19 protein-coding genes and 26 tRNA genes are annotated in these 23484 nt (G+C 33.2%); 5 read left to right on the top strand and 40 right to left on the bottom strand.

The window, feature by feature from the left end; translation table 11 throughout:
• Positions 1–69: 69 nt before the first annotated feature.
• Positions 70–1200: a DUF445 domain-containing protein gene (locus KA867_RS09365; protein WP_210137827.1), complete on the bottom strand. Its 1131-nt coding sequence runs from the start codon at positions 1198–1200 to the stop codon at positions 70–72.
• Between the two features lie 415 nt (positions 1201–1615).
• On the bottom strand, positions 1616–2080 hold the full coding sequence (xdrA, locus tag KA867_RS09370; protein ID WP_019468125.1) for an XRE family transcriptional regulator XdrA: 465 nt from the start codon (positions 2078–2080) through the stop codon (positions 1616–1618).
• Between the two features lie 413 nt (positions 2081–2493).
• On the opposite strand from xdrA, the gene purU reads away from it, so the two are divergent.
• The 4 genes from purU to KA867_RS09390 all read left to right on the top strand — a co-directional run bounded on the left by purU (position 2494) and on the right by KA867_RS09390 (position 7381).
• Positions 2494–3345, top strand: a complete 852-nt coding sequence (gene purU, locus KA867_RS09375; RefSeq protein WP_210137828.1) for a formyltetrahydrofolate deformylase — start codon at positions 2494–2496, stop codon at positions 3343–3345.
• Positions 3346–3862: 517 nt separating this feature from the next.
• Positions 3863–6112, top strand: a complete 2250-nt coding sequence (gene pflB / locus KA867_RS09380; RefSeq protein ID WP_210137829.1) for a formate C-acetyltransferase — start codon at positions 3863–3865, stop codon at positions 6110–6112.
• A gap of 23 nt (positions 6113–6135) precedes the next feature.
• Positions 6136–6885: a pyruvate formate-lyase-activating protein gene (gene pflA / locus KA867_RS09385; RefSeq protein WP_210137830.1), complete on the top strand. Its 750-nt coding sequence runs from the start codon at positions 6136–6138 to the stop codon at positions 6883–6885.
• A gap of 181 nt (positions 6886–7066) precedes the next feature.
• A complete protein-coding gene (locus tag KA867_RS09390) occupies positions 7067–7381 on the top strand; it encodes a hypothetical protein (RefSeq protein WP_245355961.1) in 315 nt (104 codons plus the stop codon).
• A gap of 196 nt (positions 7382–7577) precedes the next feature.
• On the opposite strand, the gene KA867_RS09395 is transcribed toward KA867_RS09390, so the two are convergent.
• The 3 genes from KA867_RS09395 to KA867_RS09405 form a co-directional block, all read right to left on the bottom strand.
• Positions 7578–8861, bottom strand: coding sequence for a dicarboxylate/amino acid:cation symporter (locus KA867_RS09395; protein ID WP_107384713.1), 1284 nt, complete (start codon positions 8859–8861; stop codon positions 7578–7580).
• Positions 8862–8982: 121 nt separating this feature from the next.
• Positions 8983–9606 (bottom strand): response regulator, encoded by a 624-nt coding sequence (locus KA867_RS09400; protein WP_210137831.1) that lies wholly within the window; start codon positions 9604–9606, stop codon positions 8983–8985.
• A gap of 21 nt (positions 9607–9627) precedes the next feature.
• Complete coding sequence (locus KA867_RS09405; RefSeq protein WP_210137832.1) at positions 9628–10737, bottom strand: GAF domain-containing sensor histidine kinase; 1110 nt, start codon at positions 10735–10737, stop codon at positions 9628–9630.
• A gap of 191 nt (positions 10738–10928) precedes the next feature.
• Between KA867_RS09405 and KA867_RS09410 the strand changes: the two genes are divergently transcribed.
• Positions 10929–11756 (top strand): RluA family pseudouridine synthase, encoded by an 828-nt coding sequence (locus KA867_RS09410; protein WP_210137833.1) that lies wholly within the window; start codon positions 10929–10931, stop codon positions 11754–11756.
• A 167-nt stretch (positions 11757–11923) separates the two neighbouring features.
• On the opposite strand, the gene fumC is transcribed toward KA867_RS09410, so the two are convergent.
• From fumC to KA867_RS09585, 35 genes are all read right to left on the bottom strand, one after another.
• Complete coding sequence (gene fumC / locus KA867_RS09415) at positions 11924–13309, bottom strand: class II fumarate hydratase (protein ID WP_019468114.1); 1386 nt, start codon at positions 13307–13309, stop codon at positions 11924–11926.
• Between the two features lie 198 nt (positions 13310–13507).
• Complete coding sequence (locus tag KA867_RS09420; protein WP_210137834.1) at positions 13508–13921, bottom strand: hypothetical protein; 414 nt, start codon at positions 13919–13921, stop codon at positions 13508–13510.
• 296 nt (positions 13922–14217) lie between these two features.
• Positions 14218–14403 carry an SAS053 family DNA gyrase inhibitor gene (locus KA867_RS09425; RefSeq protein ID WP_210137835.1) on the bottom strand — a complete coding sequence of 62 codons (186 nt, stop codon included), beginning with the start codon at positions 14401–14403 and terminating at the stop codon, positions 14218–14220.
• A 24-nt stretch (positions 14404–14427) separates the two neighbouring features.
• Complete coding sequence (locus KA867_RS09430; RefSeq protein WP_210137836.1) at positions 14428–15027, bottom strand: sugar phosphate isomerase family; 600 nt, start codon at positions 15025–15027, stop codon at positions 14428–14430.
• 179 nt (positions 15028–15206) lie between these two features.
• Positions 15207–15677 carry a tRNA (uridine(34)/cytosine(34)/5-carboxymethylaminomethyluridine(34)-2'-O)-methyltransferase TrmL gene (trmL, locus tag KA867_RS09435; RefSeq protein WP_107386552.1) on the bottom strand — a complete coding sequence of 157 codons (471 nt, stop codon included), beginning with the start codon at positions 15675–15677 and terminating at the stop codon, positions 15207–15209.
• A 5-nt stretch (positions 15678–15682) separates the two neighbouring features.
• A complete protein-coding gene (gene queG, locus KA867_RS09440) occupies positions 15683–16810 on the bottom strand; it encodes a tRNA epoxyqueuosine(34) reductase QueG (RefSeq protein WP_210137837.1) in 1128 nt (375 codons plus the stop codon).
• Between the two features lie 159 nt (positions 16811–16969).
• Positions 16970–17692, bottom strand: coding sequence for an amino acid ABC transporter ATP-binding protein (locus KA867_RS09445; RefSeq protein WP_210137838.1), 723 nt, complete (start codon positions 17690–17692; stop codon positions 16970–16972).
• Positions 17685–19148, bottom strand: coding sequence for an ABC transporter substrate-binding protein/permease (locus KA867_RS09450; protein WP_210137839.1), 1464 nt, complete (start codon positions 19146–19148; stop codon positions 17685–17687). Before KA867_RS09450 ends, KA867_RS09445 begins: the two co-directional genes overlap by 8 nt.
• Positions 19149–19476: 328 nt before the next feature.
• Positions 19477–20544 (bottom strand): PTS sugar transporter subunit IIC, encoded by a 1068-nt coding sequence (locus KA867_RS09455; protein WP_210137840.1) that lies wholly within the window; start codon positions 20542–20544, stop codon positions 19477–19479.
• A gap of 471 nt (positions 20545–21015) precedes the next feature.
• Positions 21016–21098, bottom strand: a tRNA-Leu gene (locus tag KA867_RS09460).
• Between the two features lie 41 nt (positions 21099–21139).
• Positions 21140–21214: transfer RNA gene (locus KA867_RS09465), tRNA-Gly, on the bottom strand.
• Positions 21215–21231: 17 nt separating this feature from the next.
• Positions 21232–21306, bottom strand: a tRNA-Gly gene (locus KA867_RS09470).
• A gap of 16 nt (positions 21307–21322) precedes the next feature.
• Positions 21323–21397, bottom strand: a tRNA-Gly gene (locus KA867_RS09475).
• Positions 21398–21405: 8 nt separating this feature from the next.
• A tRNA-Cys gene (locus tag KA867_RS09480) sits at positions 21406–21479 on the bottom strand.
• Between the two features lie 7 nt (positions 21480–21486).
• Positions 21487–21558: transfer RNA gene (locus KA867_RS09485), tRNA-Gln, on the bottom strand.
• Between the two features lie 13 nt (positions 21559–21571).
• A tRNA-His gene (locus KA867_RS09490) sits at positions 21572–21644 on the bottom strand.
• Between the two features lie 2 nt (positions 21645–21646).
• Positions 21647–21720: transfer RNA gene (locus tag KA867_RS09495), tRNA-Trp, on the bottom strand.
• Positions 21721–21731: 11 nt separating this feature from the next.
• Positions 21732–21815 (bottom strand) — tRNA-Tyr (locus tag KA867_RS09500).
• A gap of 7 nt (positions 21816–21822) precedes the next feature.
• Positions 21823–21898 (bottom strand) — tRNA-Thr (locus KA867_RS09505).
• Positions 21899–21908: 10 nt separating this feature from the next.
• Positions 21909–21981 (bottom strand) — tRNA-Phe (locus tag KA867_RS09510).
• Between the two features lie 16 nt (positions 21982–21997).
• Positions 21998–22073 (bottom strand) — tRNA-Asp (locus KA867_RS09515).
• 11 nt (positions 22074–22084) lie between these two features.
• A tRNA-Met gene (locus tag KA867_RS09520) sits at positions 22085–22158 on the bottom strand.
• A gap of 13 nt (positions 22159–22171) precedes the next feature.
• A tRNA-Ser gene (locus KA867_RS09525) sits at positions 22172–22264 on the bottom strand.
• 40 nt (positions 22265–22304) lie between these two features.
• A tRNA-Ser gene (locus KA867_RS09530) sits at positions 22305–22397 on the bottom strand.
• Positions 22398–22406: 9 nt separating this feature from the next.
• Positions 22407–22480: transfer RNA gene (locus KA867_RS09535), tRNA-Ile, on the bottom strand.
• Between the two features lie 26 nt (positions 22481–22506).
• Positions 22507–22580 (bottom strand) — tRNA-Met (locus KA867_RS09540).
• Between the two features lie 28 nt (positions 22581–22608).
• Positions 22609–22684, bottom strand: a tRNA-Ala gene (locus tag KA867_RS09545).
• Between the two features lie 24 nt (positions 22685–22708).
• A tRNA-Pro gene (locus KA867_RS09550) sits at positions 22709–22782 on the bottom strand.
• A 26-nt stretch (positions 22783–22808) separates the two neighbouring features.
• Positions 22809–22882 (bottom strand) — tRNA-Arg (locus tag KA867_RS09555).
• Positions 22883–22894: 12 nt separating this feature from the next.
• Positions 22895–22983: transfer RNA gene (locus tag KA867_RS09560), tRNA-Leu, on the bottom strand.
• Positions 22984–22990: 7 nt separating this feature from the next.
• Positions 22991–23065 (bottom strand) — tRNA-Gly (locus KA867_RS09565).
• Positions 23066–23068: 3 nt separating this feature from the next.
• Positions 23069–23150, bottom strand: a tRNA-Leu gene (locus tag KA867_RS09570).
• Positions 23151–23163: 13 nt separating this feature from the next.
• Positions 23164–23239, bottom strand: a tRNA-Lys gene (locus KA867_RS09575).
• A gap of 6 nt (positions 23240–23245) precedes the next feature.
• Positions 23246–23321 (bottom strand) — tRNA-Thr (locus KA867_RS09580).
• Positions 23322–23330: 9 nt separating this feature from the next.
• A tRNA-Val gene (locus tag KA867_RS09585) sits at positions 23331–23406 on the bottom strand.
• Positions 23407–23484 lie beyond the last annotated feature (78 nt).

Raw genomic sequence — 23484 nt, forward strand, 5'->3', positions numbered from 1 at the left:
TGTGCTTCACTCCTTTATTTGTATATGTGTTATAACCACATCGATATTACAATAACATAATTTAATATGTTATACAAAAATTGCAATCACACCTTGTAATAAGCCTATGATCCCGCCTAATAAAAAGCCTAAAAGCATAATTAATTTCAACTCTTTATTTGCGATATCTATGATTAAGCGTTCAATATATGCTAAATCAAATGAATTTATTTGTTCTTCAACCATTTGTCTTAGGTTGATTTTTTTCATAATTGGAGAAATATGTTTAGAACCCTTATCAATAATCAATTCTGTGAGTTGTTTTGAAATTTTTGTTTCTAAGAATGTTATAAATTCTGGCATTACTTCTTTCAATGGTCGATTCGATATACTATCTATGTTTGCATAGTTCATAACTAAATCAGTAACCGTTACCTTGAGTGAGTCGAATTGATCTTCATTGATGATTTCTGCTAGCGTCTTTGATTTAAATGTTGCGTATTCATTTTCAACAATCTGCTTTGCAATTGCTTTAGCTTTAGGATGATTAGTTAATCTAATCAATTCCTGTTGTATTCGATCTGCAATGCTTTCTCTAGTCATAAACATCTGTAGCAAACCTACGATTTTACCTTTCTCGTTAAAGAAAGTATCTAACATTGATGTTATATCAACAGCGCCTTTTTCTGATTTAAGATAGACGCGTGCACGTTCAAACAATAATTCTGGTACCCCATCTACCTTTGCATCAATATTCTCTTCAATATCTGAAGGGAGCAATTGTTTTATAGGGGTTTCTTTATGTTCAGCATAATATTGTTCTAATTTATTATTAATCACTGAATACATTTTATCATTAGTAACCTGTACAACATCAACATCGAAACTTTTCGTTAACGATCGAATCGTCATATGATCTGCTTTTAATTTTTGAATCTGTTTTAAGATTAGTGATTCAATTGCATCTCTTGATTTAGGTGCATTTAATTTTGACTTAATTAACGTTTCAGTCAATAAGTGTTCTTCAATGACTTGTCCAATTTTATCTGCAATTTCTGTTCTTCTTTTTGGTATTAATCCAGGTGTAAAAGGAATTCGTTTATTAAAAATATAATAAGTTTTAAACGGATGAAATAACATTCTTACAGCAATTACATTTGTGACGCCACCTATTATTGCTCCAATAATCATCATCGCTATAATTATTAAAAAAGCGTGCATAATTAATTCTCCTTCAAATAAAATTTGTTATAAACTGAAGGTACAATCATATCAGTCATTTTTACATTGTATAACATATATCAAGAAAATGTGTATACTATTTATTATTTTTCATAAACAAAATTGCTTGGCAGCAATCACTATGAGTACATTCAATTTGAATTAGTAAAAATACAGAAATAAAAAAAGAGCGATTTAGAAATCAATCAACATTTGATTTCCCGTGTTCGCTCTTACAATGATGTATTCTTTTTATCATGGGTCAAAAACTGAATCAACTTACCTATTAAGTTCGATTCATTTGTTCATGACCGATTTCAATTAAACTATAGTGACTAAACCATTCAATATATAAGCCATAACTTCATTAGTTAATGTTATAAATAATGATTCTTCTATCACAAAATGCATTTATTTATACGTGCATTAATTCTTCTTTTGAAACTCTACCAAAATATGTTTCAGCTTCTCTTAATTTAGAAGTACCAAAAATAGGTTGTGTTTCCTGATTTAGTACACGGTAGATATCACTTACTTTATTGCTTTGTAAAATATAGCCGTTACGAGTATCAACTGTGTTCCAATATATATCACTAGTTGTAGAATGATTTGGATACGCACAATGGTTACGTGAAATTGTTTGTACCATTTCTAATGGATCGCAACCAAAAGTACTATTTAGAACATCAGAATCTCTAAACAATGCACAAATTGACACACATGTTGTCCAGTTAGGCAATACTCTCTCTTTTTCAATTTGTACTAGTGTCTTTTTTGAAAGACCAATCGTTTGTGCCATTGTATCTTGCGTGTACCCCGCCTCAATACGCACCATTTTAAATTTTGTTTGAATTAAATCTGTAAAACTCTGTCTATCCATTACTTTAATCTACCTTTCATAAAAGAATATTTTATCCGGACACAAGAAATTGCAATAATACACGTTTCTTGAAACACAAATTACATCTTAATACAATTTGCGATAAAATAAAAGAGCGAAATGATATTTTCATTGTTTTTTATTATTTGCGAAATTATCTAAATAATCAATCTTATATCCTATAATTAACTTAAACACTTATACCACTTTTATTGTAAGCGCATAACAAGCGTGAAATGTGATTATATTTTTCACTTATTACTCTTTTGATATAAAAACACTATTCATTATTATATCTTAATTTTTCCCTTTTGGCATATACTTTGCCTTAAATAATTGAAAATGATCATTTATTTACTTTTTTCAGAATTTTCATTATAATCAGGGTTACTTTAATAATTGAGGTGTAAAAGATGACAGAGAAATATATATTACTTGCAACTTGTACAGATAAAGTCGGTATTACTTCATTAATTACTAATAAAATTGCTCAATATGATTCTAATATTCTACATTTAGATCATTTTACAGAATATGACCATTCACCAAATGCTACTGGTCAATTATATTTGAGATTAGAATTTGAAAATGTACCATCATTGAAAGAAGATTTAGAAACAACGTTGCAAACACATCAAATAGATTTTAAACTCTTTGACAATCAACAACATACAAAAATAGCACTTTTTGTTTCTAAGGAAGATCATGTTTTCAACGAAATTTTATTACGTGTTAACAGAAATGAATTGCCTGCCGAAATTGTGTGCATCGTTAGTAATCATGAAAACAATAGACAATTCGCAGAAACGCTTCATATCCCTTTTTATTACATACCGAGCAACGAAGATAAAGAAATCGTGGAAAGAAAAATACTAGATGTTTGTTCTGAACATCAAGTTGAACTCATCGTGTTAGCAAAATATATGCAAATCCTATCCGATCATTTTGTCAGTCACTATCCAAACCAAATCATCAATATTCATCACTCATTCCTACCATCATTTATAGGTGCAAATCCTTATAAACAAGCATGGGAACGCGGTGTCAAATTAGTTGGGGCAACAAGTCATTATGTTACTTCTGACTTGGATGAGGGCCCTATTATAGATCAAGACGTTATACGAATTAATCATCGGTACAATGTACAAGATTTACGTAAAATTGGTCGGCATGTTGAATCAAGTGTGTTAGCTCAAGCTGTAGAATATCATGTGCTCCATAAGGTGATTGTGACTGCAAATAGTAAAACAATAGTTTTTAATTAATCTTCATAAAAAACCTGAGATCGTAAATTGAACTATCTCAGGTTTTTTATGTTGTGAAACGTAATGAAATATAATTAAATTATACTATTAACATATCTCATATGATTCGATATTTTAAAACATTATACTTACTTTTTACAATTTTAAGACTCATAATATAGTACTTTTCATAACATTTCTTGTATATCAGTTTATATTTAACTTATGCAGTATTGTAATTATAATTCTTCCGCCCATAACACCACTTCACTTGAATCCATAGTTATTTTTACTTTTTATTAAACACATTTGCTAAACTGCTATGTTTAGCTTTTTCTATTACATCTTAACTAAATATACACTTTTAAAACTGTGTTATAACAGACCTATAACACACCTTAAGTGTATTACTTTTTAATACAGATTCCAAAAGCTTTCACATTTTAGATTAAAATTATTCAAAAACTTTGTGATTTTTTTAACAAAACAAATGATATAATTATTGTGAAAAAAATAACATACTTTTGGAGGTAATGATATGTTAAAAGAAAATAATATGCAATCCACAGCATGGAATGATTTTAAAAAAGGTCGCTGGCAACATCATGTAGATGTAAGAGAATTTATTCAACTAAATTACACATTATACGAAGGTGATGATCAATTTTTAGAAAGTCCTACAGAAGCAACAACTAAGCTTTGGGATCAAGTCATGCAATTGTCTAAAGAAGAACGTGAACGCGGTGGTATGTGGGACATGGACACAAAAATCCCTTCTACCATCACTTCTCACGAGGCAGGTTATCTAAATAAAGAATTAGAAAGCATAGTAGGTGTCCAAACCGATAAACCATTCAAACGTTCAATGCAACCTTTTGGTGGTATTCGCATGGCCAAAGCAGCTTGTGAAGCGTATGGTTATGATTTAAATAGTGAAACTGAAAAAATATTTACTGACTATCGTAAAACGCATAACCAAGGAGTATTCGATGCATACTCCAAAGAAATGCTAAATTGCAGAAAGGCTGGGATCATTACTGGACTTCCAGATGCGTACGGTCGTGGACGTATTATTGGAGATTACCGCAGAGTCGCTTTATATGGTGTAGACTTCCTAATGCAGAAAAAAATGGAAGATTTCAACAATATGTCTAAAGAAATGTCAGAAGATGTCATTCGATTACGCGAAGAATTGTCTGAACAATACCGAGCATTAAAAGAATTAAAAACATTAGGTAATATTTATGGATTTGACTTAAGTCGCCCTGCTTTTAACTTTAAAGAAGCAGTACAATGGCTGTACTTAGCATATTTAGCAGCGATTAAAGAACAAAACGGTGCAGCTATGAGCTTAGGTCGTACTTCAACATTTTTAGATATCTATGCTGAAAGAGATTTAAACAATGGATTGATTACAGAACGTGAAGTGCAAGAAATCATAGACCACTTTATTATGAAATTACGTATCGTAAAATTCGCGCGAACACCTGACTATAATGAGTTATTCTCTGGTGATCCTACTTGGGTAACAGAATCTATCGGTGGTGTAGGTATTGATGGACGTGCATTAGTAACTAAAAACTCATTCCGATTCTTACATTCACTAGATAATTTAGGTCCAGCACCCGAACCAAACCTCACAGTATTATGGTCAGTTCGCCTACCTGACAATTTTAAAACATATTGCGCAAAAATGAGTATTAAAACAAGTGCAATTCAATACGAAAATGATGACTTAATGAGAGAATCTTATGGTGATGATTATGGTATTGCATGTTGTGTATCTGCTATGACAATTGGTAAACAAATGCAATTTTTTGGTGCTCGTGCTAATTTAGCAAAAACATTATTATATGCGATTAATGGAGGAGTAGATGAAAAATCAGGACACCAAGTAGGGCCTGCCTATGAAAGTATAAAAACAGAAGTCCTAGATTATGATGAAGTATTTGAAAAATTTGATAAAATGATGGATTGGTTAGCTGGAGTATATATTAATTCACTTAATATTATTCATTATATGCATGATAAATATAGTTATGAACGTATAGAAATGGCATTGCACGATACAAATATCATTAGAACAATGGCTACAGGTATAGCTGGTCTTTCTGTCGCTGCAGATTCATTATCTGCAATCAAATATGCAAAAGTAAAACCTATTCGAGATGAAAATGGTATTGTTACAGATTTTGAAATTGAAGGTGATTTCCCTAAATATGGCAATAATGATGCACGTGTCGATGATTTAGCAATAGACCTTGTAGAACGCTTTATGACAAAATTACGTAGTCATAAAACTTATCGTAATTCAGAACATACAATGAGTGTATTAACGATAACATCAAATGTTGTATATGGTAAGAAGACTGGAAATACACCGGATGGACGTAAAGCTGGAGAACCATTTGCACCAGGTGCAAATCCTATGCATGGACGCGACCAAAAAGGCGCACTTTCTTCACTAAGTACTGTAGCAAAAATACCTTATGATTGTTGTAAAGATGGTATTTCTAACACATTTAGCATCGTTCCAAAATCACTTGGCAAGGAAAGTAATGATCAATGTAAAAATCTCACAAGTATGTTGGATGGCTATGCTATGCAACATGGACATCACTTAAACATTAATGTATTTAATAGAGAAACACTATTAGATGCAATGGAACACCCAGAAGCATATCCACAATTAACGATTCGTGTTTCTGGCTATGCCGTTAACTTTATTAAATTAACACGAGAACAACAATTAGATGTTATTTCACGTACTTTCCATGAAAAAATGTAATTTGAATTTAAGGTGGCCTATATATGTTAAAAGGACATTTACATTCTGTTGAAAGTTTGGGTACCGTTGATGGTCCAGGATTACGCTATATTTTATTTACCCAAGGTTGTTTACTAAGGTGTTTATACTGTCATAATCCTGATACTTGGAAAATAAATGACTATACACGCGCAGTTACAGTTGATGAAATGGTAAACGAAATAATACCTTTTAAACCATATTTTGATGCATCAAATGGAGGTGTGACAATAAGTGGTGGTGAACCTTTACTACAAATTAAATTCTTAACTGCCCTATTTCAATCGTTAAAAAAATACGATATTCATACCTGTATAGATACATCAGCTGGTACAGCGAAAAATACACCCACTTTTGAAAAACAATTAGATGCTTTATTAAAATATACAGACTTAATATTATTAGATATTAAGCATATTGATAATGCTAAACATAAGAAATTAACTGGTCAACCTAATACACATATATTAAACTTTGCTAAAACACTTTCACGTAAAGGACAGCCTGTTTGGATAAGACATGTACTAGTGCCAGGTCTTACAGATGATAAACAAGATTTAATACGGTTAGGTGAATTTATAAATTCACTCAATAACGTTGAGCGCTTTGAAATACTGCCATATCACCAACTCGGTGTGCATAAATGGCAATCACTAGGTTTACCTTATGCTTTAGAGCATATAACAGCACCTACCGAGGCTGAAGTAAAACAAGCTTATCAATATGTAAATTTTAAAGGTTACACCCCTATTTAACTTTATTACGACACGTTAAATTTATCGTGCTTATTAAAATGTAGTACATCTAAAAAGTAGTGCATTGATATCATTTGAAATGTAGATATCATTCACTACTTTTTTTGTTACTGAACATGAAATTGAATAATATTTTTCAAAATTATATAGTAACAGAAACATATTTTAAGGGGATGTTTCTTTGAATAATCATACTTCAACAAAACTAATTTCTATCAGTGCTTCTATGAAATTTATTAATGCTCAAATGATTCCAGGCATTTTGACATTGTATAATGATAAAATTACGTTTAAAGCAAAAGGAGTAATTGAAAATCATGAAATCAAAAGTTTATTCCCTTTTGATGAACTTCAAAGTGTTAAATTCGGTCTATCCTTAACCCCTTTTAGAATAACTATTATGGAAGCAGACGGAGAGCCTTGGCTTTTTGACCAGGTTCCAAGAAAAGATGGTAAGAAATTTGTAGAGTTGTACAATGTACTTCTTTCTGAATAAGTAACTCATTAGGTTAATCTTAAACTAAGCTATCATTGTGATGGTTTAGTTTTTTTAGTAAGACAAATACTTTTATAAATCAACATCTATTTTGCAACACTTCTCATGTGTATCAACTAAAAAGAGTGGCCAAAACATATAAATGTTAGTGCCACTCTCAGATTTTAATTTCCTTATATTTATGTTTATTATTTTATTAACTTTCATTTCTAGCAGCTAATTTTTTATCTTCAGCTTTTGAAATGATAAGTGCACAAGCAGCATCACCTGTAATATTGACAGATGTTCGTGTCATATCCAATAATCTATCAATACCTAAAATAATACCAATTGCTGCTGGATCTAATCCAACGGCATTTAAAACCATTGCTAACATAATCAGTCCAACCCCAGGTACGCCAGCTGTACCAATAGATGCTACAACAGCGATGACCACAACAGTTATAATTTGCATAAATGACAGCTCTACACCTGAGATTTGTGCAATAAATATTGTTGCAACACCTTGCATGATTGCTGTTCCATCCATGTTTATCGTAGCACCGAGAGGTTGTACAAAAGATGCTACTTCAGGTCTAACACCCATATTTTTTGTACATTTAAGTGATACTGGTAAGGTTGCAGTGGAACTCGAAGCACTAAAACCAAGTGTAATTGCAGGTAGAAATCCTTTAAAGAACTTTAGTGGACTTGATTTAGCCATAAATTTCACCGCTGAACCATATACAACAAAGAAATGGATAAATAGCGCTAGAAGCACTATAAAGAAATACATACCAAGTTGTTGGATAGCTCCAAATCCTGCTCCTGTAAATGCATGTGCAACAAGACCAAAGGTACCAATAGGCGCAAACACGCTCATAATCATCGTTACAATATACATTAAAACTTCATTGGTTTGCTCAAATAACCGGTGTACGGCTTCAGCTTTCGAACCAACCATTATCAAACCAACCCCTATGAAAATGGCAAATGTAATAATTTGCAACATATTTTCTTCACTCATGGCTTGTAATGGATTTTTAGGAAAAAGATTGATCAGTGTTTGATCAAACGATTGCTTTGCAGCAGAACTTTGTGAATTATCTTCTTTATCTAATGTTTTTTGATAACTTGAAACATCTTCACTTTTTAATAAATCTGATTTCCCTTCCCCCGGTTGTAAAACTAAAGCTAAAGTAATCCCAATAATAATAGCTATTGCAGTAGTGGTTAAAAAGAAACTAATCGTTTTCAAACCAATACCACCTAATAATTTAGGATCACCCACACCTACTACACCTAACACAATTGAAACAAACACAACAGGCACCACTAACATGAAAATTAAATTCAGAAAAATTTGCCCAATAACATTGAAGACATATTTATCTACGTTGACTACAAAACTTGATTGCGCAAACATGTTAAGTATGGAGCCTATTGCTATACCGAGAATTAACGCTATAACAATTTTCAATGAAAGATTTTTAGTCTTCATAATAACATCCCCTTTATGTTTATTAGATATAGTATATAGTAATATTATACATTTTGAAACAAAAGTATATATCCAATAAAAAAATGCTATGTAAAATAATATTTACATAACATCTAATATATTATATAAGATTATTCTGCATAGCATAAATCGCCGCTTGTGTACGATCGGATACTTGCAATTTAGCAAATATGTGACTGACATGTGTTTTAACAGTTTTTTCTGAGACAAATAAAGTTTCCGCAATTTCTTTATTTGTTTTACCCTTTGCCATTTCTGTCAATACTTCAGATTCACGTTTTGAAAGTTTGTTTGTATAGTGCGGTTTACTGCTTACAGATTCCATAACACTTTGGGCTTGTGGATGGATAACTTTTTCACCTGACAATACGTTTTTAATTGTTTTAATTAACTTCTCAGGTTCAACATCTTTCATTTCATAACCATCGGCGCCTTTATCAATTGCAGAAATTACATGTTCATCATCTACATAACTGGTTAGCACTAATATTTTTACTTCTGGATACTTTTGTTTCATAATTTCAGTGATTTCTATACCATTCATATTGGGCATCACTAAATCTAATAATACAATATCGGGTAATTCATGCGCTTCCAAATAACTTAAAAATGATTTGCCATCTGAAAAACCTTTAACAACCTCTATATCATCAACTGTTGATAATAGAAATTCTAAACCTTGTCTTACGATATGGTGATCATCTACCAAAATGATTCGATTCATCTTGACCTTCCTTTCGAAACTTTAAAGTGGTATTGAGATATAAATTTTTGTACCTTTGTTTGGTTCACCTTCAATTGTCAATTTGCCACTTATCTGTTTAGTCCTTTGTTTCATATTATTCAAACCATGCGAGTGATAAAGATTTGATTTATGCTTATCAAAACCTTTGCCAAAATCAGAGATTGTTACCAATAAATAATTGTCCGCTTGAACTAAATCTAATCGAACTTGAGTGGTTTCACTATGTTTTTTCGTATTATTCATTGCTTCTTGAACAATCCTATAAACATTTTCCTCTATTTGACTTGGAAGTTTAATTAAACCATCTACTTTAACAATTAACTCTAACTGTAATAACTCACTATACTGTTTTAGCGCACTAACTAATCCTTGTTCTAAACCAACGGGTTTTAATTGCCAAATTAAAGCTCTCATTTCATTTACTGCTTGCTGGCTTGTATCTTCAATCACTTGGAATGCTTTACGAGAAACATTTTCTTGTGTCATCCCTAATGCTGCGTGAGCTGTCAATTTAACAGAAAAAAGCATTTGGTTTACTGAATCATGTAAATCTCTAGCTAATCTATTACGTTCACTAATACGCGCAGCTTCTTTTTCTTGATCCGTTAAGAGAATCCTTTTTATTGCAGATCCGATTTGCAATGCAACAGATTCTAATAGCTCTAAGTTTTCTGCACTATATCTCCTTGTATATGGCGTTGCAACATTGAGTAACCCAAATTGCTCCTCACCAGACCTTAACGGTACAGTAGCATGGTGCGTAATACCGTCTGTTTCTTCATGATAAGCACGATTTGCTAAGTTAATCCTTGAACAATTTATGATATTTGAAGCCTTCGTTAACTTTTTATTTTGATACGCTTGAACACACCAACACGTACCCTTTCGCATATATTCACAATGATTATTTTCCAATGCTCCTGGTAAACCATTATATGATACAAGTTCATGTTGCCCTACATCATCAATGAAGAAAATCCAGCCCGTAGTAAATTCACTACCATCAATTAACGATTTTAATGCGCCTTGTAGCATACTATATGTTTCTGTTTCTTCATTTAAAAATTCAGCAATTTCTTTTAATAATGCTAATCTTGTCGGTTTTTCCATTTAACCAGTCCATTCTTTAACAAGCCTATTTACATACATTATACAAGTTTGTAAAGCATTTAAAAATAGATAAATAATTCCTTTTCACTTGAATTAAAACAATGTAAAAAATTATTAAATCTATCTCAAGGTCTAATATTTTTAACAGCGTGTTTATGGTATGATAATAATTGGTTAAAGAGGAGGATATTATGAAATTTCAAATCCCAGAAAATTATGATGCATTAACACTTAGAGAAATTTTCCAGCAATTACAGTTACCAAAAAAAGATTTACACAATTTAAATATGTCAAAAGAGATTAAAATCAATGATATAAATGCAAAACTCACGTCACAAGTACATACAGGCGATCAAGTTTACATTCCAACACCAGAAGAAAAAAGTAATTATTTACCAAGTTATCGATATGCACAAATTTATTATGAAGACAATGATTTAGCAATTGTTATGAAGCCTAAAGGGGTTAAAACGCACCCTAATGATTTAAAAGAAAGTAATACATTAATGAATCATGTGATATACACAATCAATAGTGACTATGCAGAACCGATACATCGCTTAGATCAAGAAACTGTAGGCTTATTAATTGTTGCTAAAAACCCTTTAATGAAAAAAATCCTAGATCGTATGTTAGAAGAAAATAAAATTGACCGTATCTACAAAGCAAAGGTACATAGTTTGTTACCTATTAAACCACAAACCATTAATGCGCCTATTGGTAAAGATAAATTTCATTCGAACAAGCGCCGTGTATCTACTACAGGACAATCTGCTATTACACATATTTTGTCTTCGAATATGGTCAAAGAAAATATATGTGAAGTCGATTTGAAATTAGACACGGGCCGCACACACCAAATACGTGTGCATTTAGCAGAAATTGGACATCCTGTTATCGGAGATCCACTATACGGTGATTCAACTTTAAGACAACTCCAATTGAATAGTTATAAAATTGAATTTATTCATCCATTAACACAAGAAAAAATATCAGTTAGTTTAGATGATGAAATTTAAATGAGATAGGTTGAATTTTCAATTCTCTCTATAACTTTTATCGCGCGAACAACATTGTAGTTAAAATGAGTCAAAACAAATGCAAAAACGTCAATTTCTATTGAAATAAAATAGAAATTGACGTTTCGTCGTTAATCAAGATATTGATATACCTTAAGACTTTAAATTTATTTAGGCTCTACCATATCTTCCGGTTTAATCCACTCATTAAACTGTTCTTCTGTTAAATATCCAGATTGGATGGCAGATTCTTTTAATGTTAAACCTTCTCGATGTGCTTTTTTAGCTATGCTAGCAGCTTTTTCATATCCAATATGAGGATTTAATGCTGTTACTAACATTAGTGACTGATTTAAATAATTATCAATGTTTTCTTCAATTGGTTCAATGCCTACAGCACAATTATTGTTAAATGTTTGCATGCCATCCGCCAATAAATATATAGACTGCAATGTATTATGCAAAATCACAGGTTTATAGACATTTAATTCAAAATTCCCCTGCGAACTACCTATACCAACCACAGTGTCATTACCCATAACTTGAACTGCAACCATCGTCAACATTTCACATTGTGTGGGGTTGACTTTGCCAGGCATAATAGATGAACCAGGTTCATTTTCTGGTATAGAAATTTCAGCAAGTCCAGCACGTGGTCCAGACGCTAACCATCTCACATCATTTGCAATTTTCATTAAGTCAGTAGCTAAAGCTTTGAGTGAACCATGTAATTGAACGACTTCATCATGTGCAGTTAATGCATGAAATTTATTTTCAGATGATACAAATGGATACCCTGTATTTTTTGAAATGAATTTAGCAACTTTATCACCAAATTCTGGATGGGCATTGATACCAGTACCTACTGCAGTACCACCGATTGCTAAATTTAAAATATGGGCTTTTGATTCACTAAGTAATGTTTCACATTTATCTAACATATAACGCCATCCGCTTATTTCTTGGCCTAAACGAATAGGTGTAGCATCCTGTAAATGAGTACGTCCGATTTTTATAATATCATTAAATTTTGCTTCTTTTTCTTTAAAAGTATCACGTAATGATTTTAATGCAGGTTCAAGTTTTACTTCTATTTCATTATATAGTGCAACATGCATCGCAGTAGGGAAAGTATCATTTGAACTTTGAGATTTATTCACATCATCATTTGGATGTATTGACTCATCGCTACCTTGTTCTTTGAGGTACATATTTGCAACGTAACTCACGACTTCGTTGACGTTCATATTACTTTGCGTACCGCTTCCTGTTTGCCAAACGACTAATGGGAAGTGTTCATCTAATTCTTTGTTTAATATACGATCACATGCATGAACAATAGCATCTTTTTTTGCGTCACTTAGTTTTCCTAATTCATGATTGGCTAATGCTGCCCCTCTTTTTAATTGAGCGAAACCATAAACTACTTCAATTGGCATTTGTTCTTTTCCAACTGGAAAGTTACGTTTACTTCTTTCTGTTTGTGCACCCCAGTATTTATCTGCAGGTACTTCAATTTCACCAAATGTATCATGTTCAATTCTAACTGACATTTAAAAATCTCCCCTTCAATATGTATTTAACTTTAGTATAGCATTAATTAATTTAACTGGGCAATCTCTTAATATAGCGTTTTCATTACATAAAAATTGTCTGGTTAATAACATCGATTTACAAAGTTTAAATACGTGGTTATTAGCATTTAAAAAACCAGAAACTAATTTTTAGTTCCTGGTTTATACATCTATTCATTATTCTTTTGTAATTGTTACATCATTAAATTTCATCTTTGCTGCTTGTATAATACCTATTGCAGTTAAGACTAAAAGAATCGTCCCAATAATCATTGTCACAGGACTAATTGTGACAAGAAGTCCTAAAAACCCAGTTAAACTATTATAAAATCCTCCAAGCGGCTTAAATAACAATACTGTTATAACAATACAGCATATTACACTAATAATGATTCCAGTTTGATTACTTTTTACGAACGTAGAAGCATTTACATTATCTACTAGTCCATGTGACAAGTTGATTTGTAGTTGAATAATTTTAAATAAGATTGGCAGATATATTGCTCCAATGGCCATAGGAAAACCTTTTATAGAAATTAAATTTACAATCACAGCACATATCATGAGGTATTTCCAATAGTTACTTAACATATTAATGATAACTCCTTAATTCAAATAATGACTTAATAATAACATAATCAAATTTATGTTGGCATTATTTTTTTATTATTTATAAAATCATATGTAAATAACTTGGCAAATTGATTAAATAAATATAAAAAGAAGCGAGAAGAACATCAAATTTTTAATATTTGACCATCTCTTACTCGCTTCCAATTATTTATAAACGAATTAATAATTTTGTTTGTAAGCAGTACTCATAGCATATTGTTTAGGCCTTGATAGATAAGATACTATTTAATCACTTATTAAATAAACATAACACCTTAATTATCTAAATCAGAACGTACATTTGAATCATGTGATTTATCTAGTTTATCTTCATCATTTTCTTCAGAAATTTGTTCCATTTCTTTTCCCAACTCTACGATATCTTCAAAATCATCGACCATTTCATTTTTTGGTTCTGCTTCATGGTTAGAATACTTTTTATTAGCATTATCATTTGTCATTAGTTACACCTCACATTTTTAATTTTATGCGAAACGTGCAGTGAAATAGTGACGTACGTCTTCAGGAAGACCTTCTGCAGCAGCTTCATCCAAAATAACATTCACCATACGGTGTGCTTTCAAATCAGATGGCTCAAATGAAGTTTTACCATTTTCTTCATATAATTTATGCACAACTTCTTTTTTCTCAGAACCAGTAATCACTAAAATTACTTCTCTTGCAGAAAAAAGACCATGATTGATACTTACATTAAGTTTACCATTTGTATCTATTGACAGAATTTGTGTAATCAACTTACCTTTATTTTCTTTAGTTTTGATTTTATCACTTATAAATGATTCTGTATCTTGACCATATGAAACACCATATATTTGACCTTCTGGTACGCCTAACGCTTCAAAATAAGACTTGTTGCTATCATAATCTAATATATTAATTTGACTAAAATCTACTGTATGATCATCTACATTTTTCTTTAATTCATCTAATACTGGTGCATTATCATTAGAAAGATGTATGCCTGCTATAGTAGTTGGATTATTGTTAAACTGTTTTCTTAAAATATCTGCAGCATATTCTGCTACACTTTTTTCATTTTCTAAAATTTTAAAGTTCATTGCCATAGTTATTACACTCCTCTTAATCTTTTAAGACGCGTTCTAGCATTATTTATAATAATACCCTTGAAGCTATCTTCATAAACTATATAATTTTAATAATCAACTAAATTTTCAAAAACTACTTTTAGCTTTATCTACATTATACAAATGTCAAAGTCGTTTTTCATTGATTAATATATAATTTAATGTAAATTTGGAAAATTTTGTTGTCTCAACGCTTCATAAATAAGTAAAGATGCAGTATTTGATAAATTTAATGATCTTATATTATCATTCATTGGGATTCTTAATGCTGTATCTTTATATTTCTCCTTTACCCAATCAGGTAAGCCAGTAGTTTCTCTACCAAAAATAAAATAATGATTTTCATCTTCATCAGTAAAATCAAAATCCGAATAAGTTTTTTCACCAAACTTAGTTAATAAGTAATATTCACCTTCCGTACTTTCAAAAAACGATTCTATATTTTCATAATAACTGATATTTACAGAATCCCAATAATCTAATCCTGCTCTTTTCAACATCTTGTCATCCGTACTAAATCCCAATGGTTTTATTAGATGTAAATGTGTATATGTACCAGCACAGGTTCTAGCGATACTACCCGTATTTCCAGGTATCTGTGGTTGAAATAATACAATGTGGTTCGTCATGCTTTTTATTCTCTCCTCATATCTAGTCCTTTTAACATCTCATGTTGGACTTCTTCTAATTCACTGTCGTAGTGTGCTTCAATAAATGGTCTTGCTTGCTCTCCTTGAATTTGCCCAATTGCCCAATAAGCTGTAGCTCTAATCATCGGCCTTGGGTCATTTAATGCAACTTCTTGTAATTCTGGGATCGCAGTTTCCTCTTTAAAATGTGCTAACGCTAGAATTGCGTTTCTTTGAATTGGTTTTTTTCCTCTCCAAGCACCTGCTAAATGACCGTAAGTATTTTTAAATTCTTTATTACTCATTTGTAATAATGGTACTAACCTTGGTTTTAATATTTCTGGTTCTAACACAATATCATCGTGCTGTGTATTAATGCCACGATTTCTTGGACAAACTTGTTGACATGTATCACAGCCATATAGGCGATTACCAATTTTATATCGATATTCATCTTGCATGTAACCTTTTGTCTGTGTTAAAAAACTAATACATTTTTGACTATTTAGTTGTCCATCACCAACTAAAGCGCCTGTTGGACAACGGTCAACACATATTGTACAATCTCCGCAGCTATCAATGATTGGGTCATCAGGAGGAAAAGGTACACTAACTAACATTTCTCCTAAATAAGTCCAAGTACCAAGATCTGGATTTATGACAAATCCATTTCTACCTACATAACCTAATCCTGCGCGTTCAGCAACAGCTCGGTCTGACAGCACACCCGTATCAACCATAGATTTAATTTCTACATCTGGGACTCTAGCCTCTAGATACTCAGCTAATTTATCTAAACGTTTTCTCATGATTGAATGATAATCTTGGCCCCAAGATGCTCTAGCAAACATACCTCTTCTGTCTCCACGTACACTTCTAGGTGCACCTTTTAATTTATTAGGGTAACCAACAGCAATAGCAATAATAGATCTTGCAGTAGGTAATGTTAACTTAGGTTCAGTTCTTAAACCAATATCTGGTTCTTCAAATCCAGAAGCATATCCCTTCTCATGATAATCAACTAATTTTTGTTTTAATTCATCAAATGGATCAGCCGTGGTAAAACCAATACTATCAATACCAATTGAGTGAGCATAGTCTATGACATCTTGTTTCAATTGATCTACATTCATCTTTCACACCCCGCCTTAAAAACATACATTCTATAGTTTAACATATTCATTATTAATAAGAGTATTCGATAATACAATTTTCAATATTTATTAAAAAAACCAAGGTGCTATAAATGAATTACAATAATCCATTGCCAAACACCTTGGTTGATTTTATATTTATAAAACACGCGCTAAAAAGTTTCTAGTTCTATCATGTTGTGGTTGCTCAAAAATATTTTGTGGTGTACCTGATTCCACAATGACACCATCAGCCATAAACACAACTTTATCACTCACGTCTTTTGCAAAATTCATTTCGTGTGTTACAACTGCCATAGTCATACCTTCTTTGGCTAAATCTTTCATTACTTCTAAAACATCACCAACCACTTCAGGATCTAGTGCTGAGGTAGGCTCATCAAACAGAAGTACTTCTGGATTCATTGCTAAAGCTCTAGCAATAGCTACCCTTTGCTTTTGCCCACCCGATAATTGAGCAGGATATGCATTAGCCTTATCTTCTAATCCAACTTTTTTTAACAAATCCATTGCTTCCTTTTTCAAATCTCTTTGGTTACCTTTTTTTAATAAACTAGGTGCCAATATGATATTGTCTATAACCTTCTTATGTGGAAATAAATTAAAATTTTGAAAAACCATGCCCATCTGTTGTCTTAGTGTTTCTAATTTAGTTTTTTCATTTGTTAAACTGTGACCTTTAAATATCACTTCACCACTTGAAGGGGTTTCAAGAAGGTTTATACAACGTAAAAGTGTACTTTTACCACTACCTGAAGGACCTATTATAGCAACAACATCACCTTTATCCACCGTTAGATTTATCCCTTTTAAAACTTCATTTTTTCCAAAAGATTTATATAAATTTTTAATATTAATCACTAACTTTCAATCTCCCTTCGAAGAAATACATCACTCTTGATAAAGTAAATGTAAGTATAAAGTATAATATTGCAGCTACAATGAGCGGTGTGAATGGATCAAATGATGCTCCTTGTACAACTTGTGCATTAAACATTATTTCACTTACACCTATAACGGATACAATAGATGATTCTTTTATAACAGTAACAAACTCATTACCTAAAGCCGGTAATATGTTTTTTACAGCTTGTGGCAAAATAACTGATTTCATTGTTTGACCATATGTAAGCCCTAGACTTCTAGCAGCTTCAGTTTGCCCTTTATCAACTGCATTAATACCAGCTCTTATTATTTCTGCAATGTATGCTGAACAGTTTATAACAAGTGCTATCATACCACATATCAATGCTGAGATATCTAGACCTAAAACCGCTGTGGTACCAAAATAAACTAGAAATACTTGTACTAATAATGGAGTGCCTCTTAAAAATTCAATATAAGCTGAAGAAATCCATCTCAATATTTTAACTTTACTTAATTTTAATAATGCAATAAATGCACCAAATACAGCACCTAAAACAACTCCAACTATAGAAATTAAAATCGTGTTTTTAATTCCTTTTAAGAAAAAGCTGCCATATTTCGTAAAGAAATTACCGTCATCTTTTTGCATTGCATCAGCAGCTGACGCTTTATAATCTTTCAGCAAATTTTTATTTTTAACATCTTTGATAGAGGTATTTAATTTATCCATAAGCATGGGAGAATTTTTAGGTAAGGCAATTGCCGTTTCTTTTCTACCTTCATTAAACTTAACATCATCAGCAAAAGTTAAATCTTTATTTTGTTTTAAATACGCTTCTGCAACCGGCCCCTCTATTACCATTCCATTAACTTTTCCGCTTTTCAATGACATTATAACTTCAGGTACACGGGTTAAAGATTGAATTTGTGCATTATCGATTTCAGTTTGCGCAATTTTTTCTTGTTGTGTTTGCTTTTGTACACCGATTTTTTTATTCGCAAAATCTTCTATTGTTTTAAAACGATCTGCCTCAGACTTTTTAATAATCATCTTTTGATCGACCGTCATATAAGGTTTTGAAAAATCCACCTCTTTCAATCGTTCTGGTGTAGGTGTCATTCCAGAAATAATGATATCAATTTTACCGGTTTGTATCGCTCCTAATAAACTATCAAACTGCATATTTACAATTTTTAATTTTAAATGATTATCTTTCGCAATCTTTTTTGCGATATCAATATCAATGCCTGCATACTTTGATTTACCATTAACATTATGTTCAAACTCATAAGGTGCATAATCAGCTGATAAACCAACACGCAATTCACCACGCTCTTTAATTTTGTGCCATTGATCTTTTTCACTAGCATTTACTTCTGGATTTATGTAAATAATCAAAGTACTTATAAGGAATGAAAAAACAGTAATCACTTTCAATATTTGTTTCATCTATTAATCCCCTTTCTATAATATTTATTATTATACATAAATACGCAAAAATATTCAATAAGAGTTTTGTATCTTTTTCTTAATTTTAAAAGATCATCTTAGTATGATTACATAAAATAGTATATTTGATGCTATCAAATGACAGCTATATTCCCTAAATATTAAAAAAACACCTTCATTTAATATGAAGGTGTTTTTTAACACAACGTTTTAATATCAAAATTTATATCAATTAATATGTATAATGACTGTTATAAACATGCATTATACTATTGAAAGATAAATGAAACACTAAACTAGTTATTATCTAGGTGATTGTAAAGCTTTGTTACTGTTTAGGGATTTCAAATTTATAAATATCATCTGTATATTTACGCATCATTTTTTTACAAATTTCATGCACAAAGAATGCTGATACAAATGGTATTAGAAAATATCCAAATACTAATAAAATAATATTCATGGTCGGATCTCCATCCATTCGATTAAACGCATTAATAGGTCCAACCAAACCAGTATAACCAAAACCAGCAGACATTGGTGTACCTTTAATTCCAATAAAATATGCTATTAAGCCACCAATCACACCATTAATGATTAATGGTATTGCAATGATTAAATGCTTAAAATACACAGGAATCATCATCTTAGCGGCCCCAATTATCAATACTAAATTGACACCAGCACCGTTAACTCTAATTGAACCAAATAAAAAAGTCACACAAGCTGCTACAATACCCATATTTGCTGCACCACTACCTAAACCAGATAAGCTAATTGCCGTTGCGATAGCAACTACAGATATTGGCGTAACCATCAACAAAGCATATGTAACACATATCAATATAGACATCATCAATGGATTTAATTCTGTAAATGCATTGACTACATGACCAATTCCTTTAGTGACATTTGATACATAACCTAATGTAAACAAACCTATAAAACCACTTATTACTGGAATAATAACAGGTAACAGAATCATTTCCAGTGACCCTAATTTATTTTGTAATAACAAATATAAAGAACAAGATATCATTACAACTAAAATAGTATTGATGATATCGCCAATGCCATTAAGTAAAAATCCTTCCGGTGTCATCTTAACAGCACCACTACCGATCATAGCGGAAACGCCTATCATCGTGGCACCAGCACCGCTAAATTTAAATTGATGTGCTGCTAAAACACCAATTATAAACGCCATAAATGACTGAATCAAAACGACTAACTGATAAATAGTTTCTAGTAATTCGTTGCCTTCTTTAAAAAACTTTAATAATTCACCTAATAATGCATTAGGTATTAATGCTATGACTACACCTGCTCCAACAGCTTGCAAAATATTGCTAAAAAACGTTTTCCCTGTAATCTTGGCTGTGCTAGATTTTACCATTCTTGTATCCTCCAAATATAACATTAGACTTATAATATTATATTTTTGACTAAACTACAATATGAAGTTTATATTAAAAACTAAGATTTAAATATTGAACAGCATCTTATAATATATAATAAATCATCATTTGAATAAGTTATAATATTTACTTGTCTGTTCACTTCTAACAAACGAACAACTTAAAATTTTGTTACAAAGCGTTTAAATAACTAAAAACTATCACGTAATAAATGTTCGACAAATTTTCTATTACTTACAATACCAGTAGAGCAAGTTTGCATTGTTGAACTGATAATTACAATAACAAGCAAAGTTAAAATAGCTAAACCTTTGCAGTACAATTGCTTTCACAAAATTTTGAAGCAATTCAATGTTCAAAGTATTTAGAGCTAATAGTATTTAATGAAATCCATAAAAAAAGAAACCCCATACTAATGAGGTTTCAGAAAAATACTAATTTGCTATTTATACCAGCGGTCGGGATCGAACCGACACTCCAAAAAGGAACGGGATTTTGAGTCCCGCGCGTCTGCCAATTCCGCCACGCTGGCTCAATGTTATAAACAAAAAACTTCCAATCAGGAAGTGATAATGGAGCGGAAGATAGGACTTACACCTATATCTCATTCCGGGAAGGAATGTGTTCTAAAAGTTAAACTACTCCCGCATAATATAAAAATTAAATGGAGCGGAAGATAGGACTTGCACCTATATCTCATTCCGGGAAGGAATGTGTTCTAAGAGTTAAACTACTCCCGCATGATATTAAATTAAATGGAGCGGAAGATAGGGCTTGCACCTATATCTCATTCCGGGAAGGAATGTGTTCTAGAAATTGAACTACTCCCGCATAATTCATGGAGGCGGCAACCGGATTTGAACCGGTGATAAAGGTTTTGCAGACCTCTGCCTTACCACTTGGCTATGCCGCCAATAAAACTGGGCTAGCTGGATTCGAACCAGCGCGTGACGGAGTCAAAGTCCGTTGCCTTACCGCTTGGCTATAGCCCATTAATAAAATAAGGGCGGCTGATGGGAATCGAACCCACGAGTGTCGGAACCACAATCCGATGCGTTAACCACTTCGCCACAACCGCCATGGCAGGGGCAGTAGGAATCGAACCCACATCGAAGGTTTTGGAGACCTTTATTCTACCTTTGAACTATGCCCCTATTAAATTAAATGGTGGAGGGGGGCAGATTCGAACTGCCGAACCCGAAGGAGCGGATTTACAGTCCGCCGCGTTTAGCCACTTCGCTACCCCTCCATGAAAATGGTGCCGGCCAGAGGACTTGAACCCCCAACCTACTGATTACAAGTCAGTTGCTCTACCAGTTGAGCTAGGCCGGCTTGTATAAAATGGTTCAAGACAGAGTCGAACTGCCGACACATGGAGCTTCAATCCATTGCTCTACCAACTGAGCTATTGAACCATAATATTAAAAATAATGGCGGTCTCGACGGGAATCGAACCCGCGATCTCCTGCGTGACAGGCAGGCGTGTTAACCGCTACACTACGAGACCAAATTATGTAATTGCGGGAGGCGGATTCGAACCACCGACCTTCGGGTTATGAGCCCGACGAGCTACCGAACTGCTCCATCCCGCGATAATGATATTAATGGCGGAGGAAGAGGGATTCGAACCCCCGCGAGCCGTTAAGCTCCTGTCGGTTTTCAAGACCGATCCCTTCAGCCGAACTTGGGTATTCCTCCATAAATATATGATAATTAAAATTATTAAATTGTAATAAAATGGCGGAGGAAGAGGGATTCGAACCCCCGCGGGCCGTTAAGCCCCTGTCGGTTTTCAAGACCGATCCCTTCAGCCGGACTTGGGTATTCCTCCAAAATTATATGGACCTTGCAGGATTCGAACCTGCGACCGAACGGTTATGAGCCGTTAGCTCTGACCAACTGAGCTAAAGGTCCAGAGTATAATTTACAACTAATAATAGTGGCGGTGGAGGGAATCGAACCCACGACCTCACGGGTATGAACCGTACGCTCTAGCCAGCTGAGCTACACCGCCGTTGTATTTAGTTTGAATCAATAATATATGGTGGAGACTAGCGGGATCGAACCGCTGACCTCCTGCGTGCAAAGCAGGCGCTCTCCCAGCTGAGCTAAGCCCCCATTTTAAAAATATTTTAGCAGATATCGGGAAGACAGGATTCGAACCTACGACCCCTTGGTCCCAAACCAAGTGCTCTACCAAGCTGAGCTACTTCCCGTTTTTCATAGGATGAAGCATTAATTACGCGCCCGATAGGAGTCGAACCCATAACCTCTTGATCCGTAGTCAAGCACTCTATCCAGTTGAGCTACGGGCGCTTAATTCAAAGATGGTGCCGAGGACCGGAATCGAACCGGTACGATGATCTCTCATCGCAGGATTTTAAGTCCTGTGCGTCTGCCAGTTCCGCCACCCCGGCAAAATAATGGAGCAGAAGACGGGATTCGAACCCGCGACCCCGACCTTGGCAAGGTCGTATTCTACCGCTGAACTACTTCTGCAAATGCGGGTGAAGGGAGTCGAACCCCCACGCCGTAAGGCGCTAGATCCTAAGTCTAGTGCGTCTGCCAATTCCGCCACACCCGCGATATTTGATTAATGGTGAGCCATAGAGGATTCGAACCTCTGACCCTCTGATTAAAAGTCAGATGCTCTACCAACTGAGCTAATGGCTCTAAACATGGTGCCGGCCAGAGGACTTGAACCCCCAACCTACTGATTACAAGTCAGTTGCTCTACCAGTTGAGCTAGGCCGGCAAATTAAAATGGTGGAGGATGACGGGTTCGAACCGCCGACCCTCTGCTTGTAAGGCAGATGCTCTCCCAGCTGAGCTAATCCTCCATTTATAATTGCCTGGCAACGTCCTACTCTTGCGGAACGTAAGTCCGACTACCATCAGCGCTAAGGAGCTTAACTTCT

Origin of the sequence: Staphylococcus sp. GDH8C109P, assembly GCF_017893405.1 — a bacterium.
GTDB lineage: Bacteria > Bacillota > Bacilli > Staphylococcales > Staphylococcaceae > Staphylococcus > Staphylococcus cohnii.

Excerpts from the sequence above, each read along its gene's own strand:
- KA867_RS09430 (WP_210137836.1), bottom strand. The coding sequence starts at position 15,027 with ATGGCAATGAACTTTAAAATTTTAGAAAATGAAAAAAGTGTAGCAGAA.
- queG (WP_210137837.1), bottom strand. The coding sequence starts at position 16,810 with ATGAATGTAGATCAATTGAAACAAGATGTCATAGACTATGCTCACTCA.
- KA867_RS09395 (WP_107384713.1), bottom strand. The coding sequence starts at position 8,861 with ATGAAGACTAAAAATCTTTCATTGAAAATTGTTATAGCGTTAATTCTC.
- KA867_RS09450 (WP_210137839.1), bottom strand. The coding sequence starts at position 19,148 with ATGAAACAAATATTGAAAGTGATTACTGTTTTTTCATTCCTTATAAGT.
- KA867_RS09365 (WP_210137827.1), bottom strand. The coding sequence starts at position 1,200 with ATGCACGCTTTTTTAATAATTATAGCGATGATGATTATTGGAGCAATA.
- KA867_RS09400 (WP_210137831.1), bottom strand. The coding sequence starts at position 9,606 with ATGAATCGAATCATTTTGGTAGATGATCACCATATCGTAAGACAAGGT.
- pflA (WP_210137830.1), top strand. The coding sequence starts at position 6,136 with ATGTTAAAAGGACATTTACATTCTGTTGAAAGTTTGGGTACCGTTGAT.
- trmL (WP_107386552.1), bottom strand. The coding sequence starts at position 15,677 with ATGACGAACCACATTGTATTATTTCAACCACAGATACCTGGAAATACG.
- KA867_RS09425 (WP_210137835.1), bottom strand. The coding sequence starts at position 14,403 with ATGACAAATGATAATGCTAATAAAAAGTATTCTAACCATGAAGCAGAA.
- xdrA (WP_019468125.1), bottom strand. The coding sequence starts at position 2,080 with ATGGATAGACAGAGTTTTACAGATTTAATTCAAACAAAATTTAAAATG.
- pflB (WP_210137829.1), top strand. The coding sequence starts at position 3,863 with ATGTTAAAAGAAAATAATATGCAATCCACAGCATGGAATGATTTTAAA.
- KA867_RS09420 (WP_210137834.1), bottom strand. The coding sequence starts at position 13,921 with ATGTTAAGTAACTATTGGAAATACCTCATGATATGTGCTGTGATTGTA.
- purU (WP_210137828.1), top strand. The coding sequence starts at position 2,494 with ATGACAGAGAAATATATATTACTTGCAACTTGTACAGATAAAGTCGGT.
- KA867_RS09410 (WP_210137833.1), top strand. The coding sequence starts at position 10,929 with ATGAAATTTCAAATCCCAGAAAATTATGATGCATTAACACTTAGAGAA.
- KA867_RS09405 (WP_210137832.1), bottom strand. The coding sequence starts at position 10,737 with ATGGAAAAACCGACAAGATTAGCATTATTAAAAGAAATTGCTGAATTT.
- KA867_RS09455 (WP_210137840.1), bottom strand. The coding sequence starts at position 20,544 with ATGGTAAAATCTAGCACAGCCAAGATTACAGGGAAAACGTTTTTTAGC.
- fumC (WP_019468114.1), bottom strand. The coding sequence starts at position 13,309 with ATGTCAGTTAGAATTGAACATGATACATTTGGTGAAATTGAAGTACCT.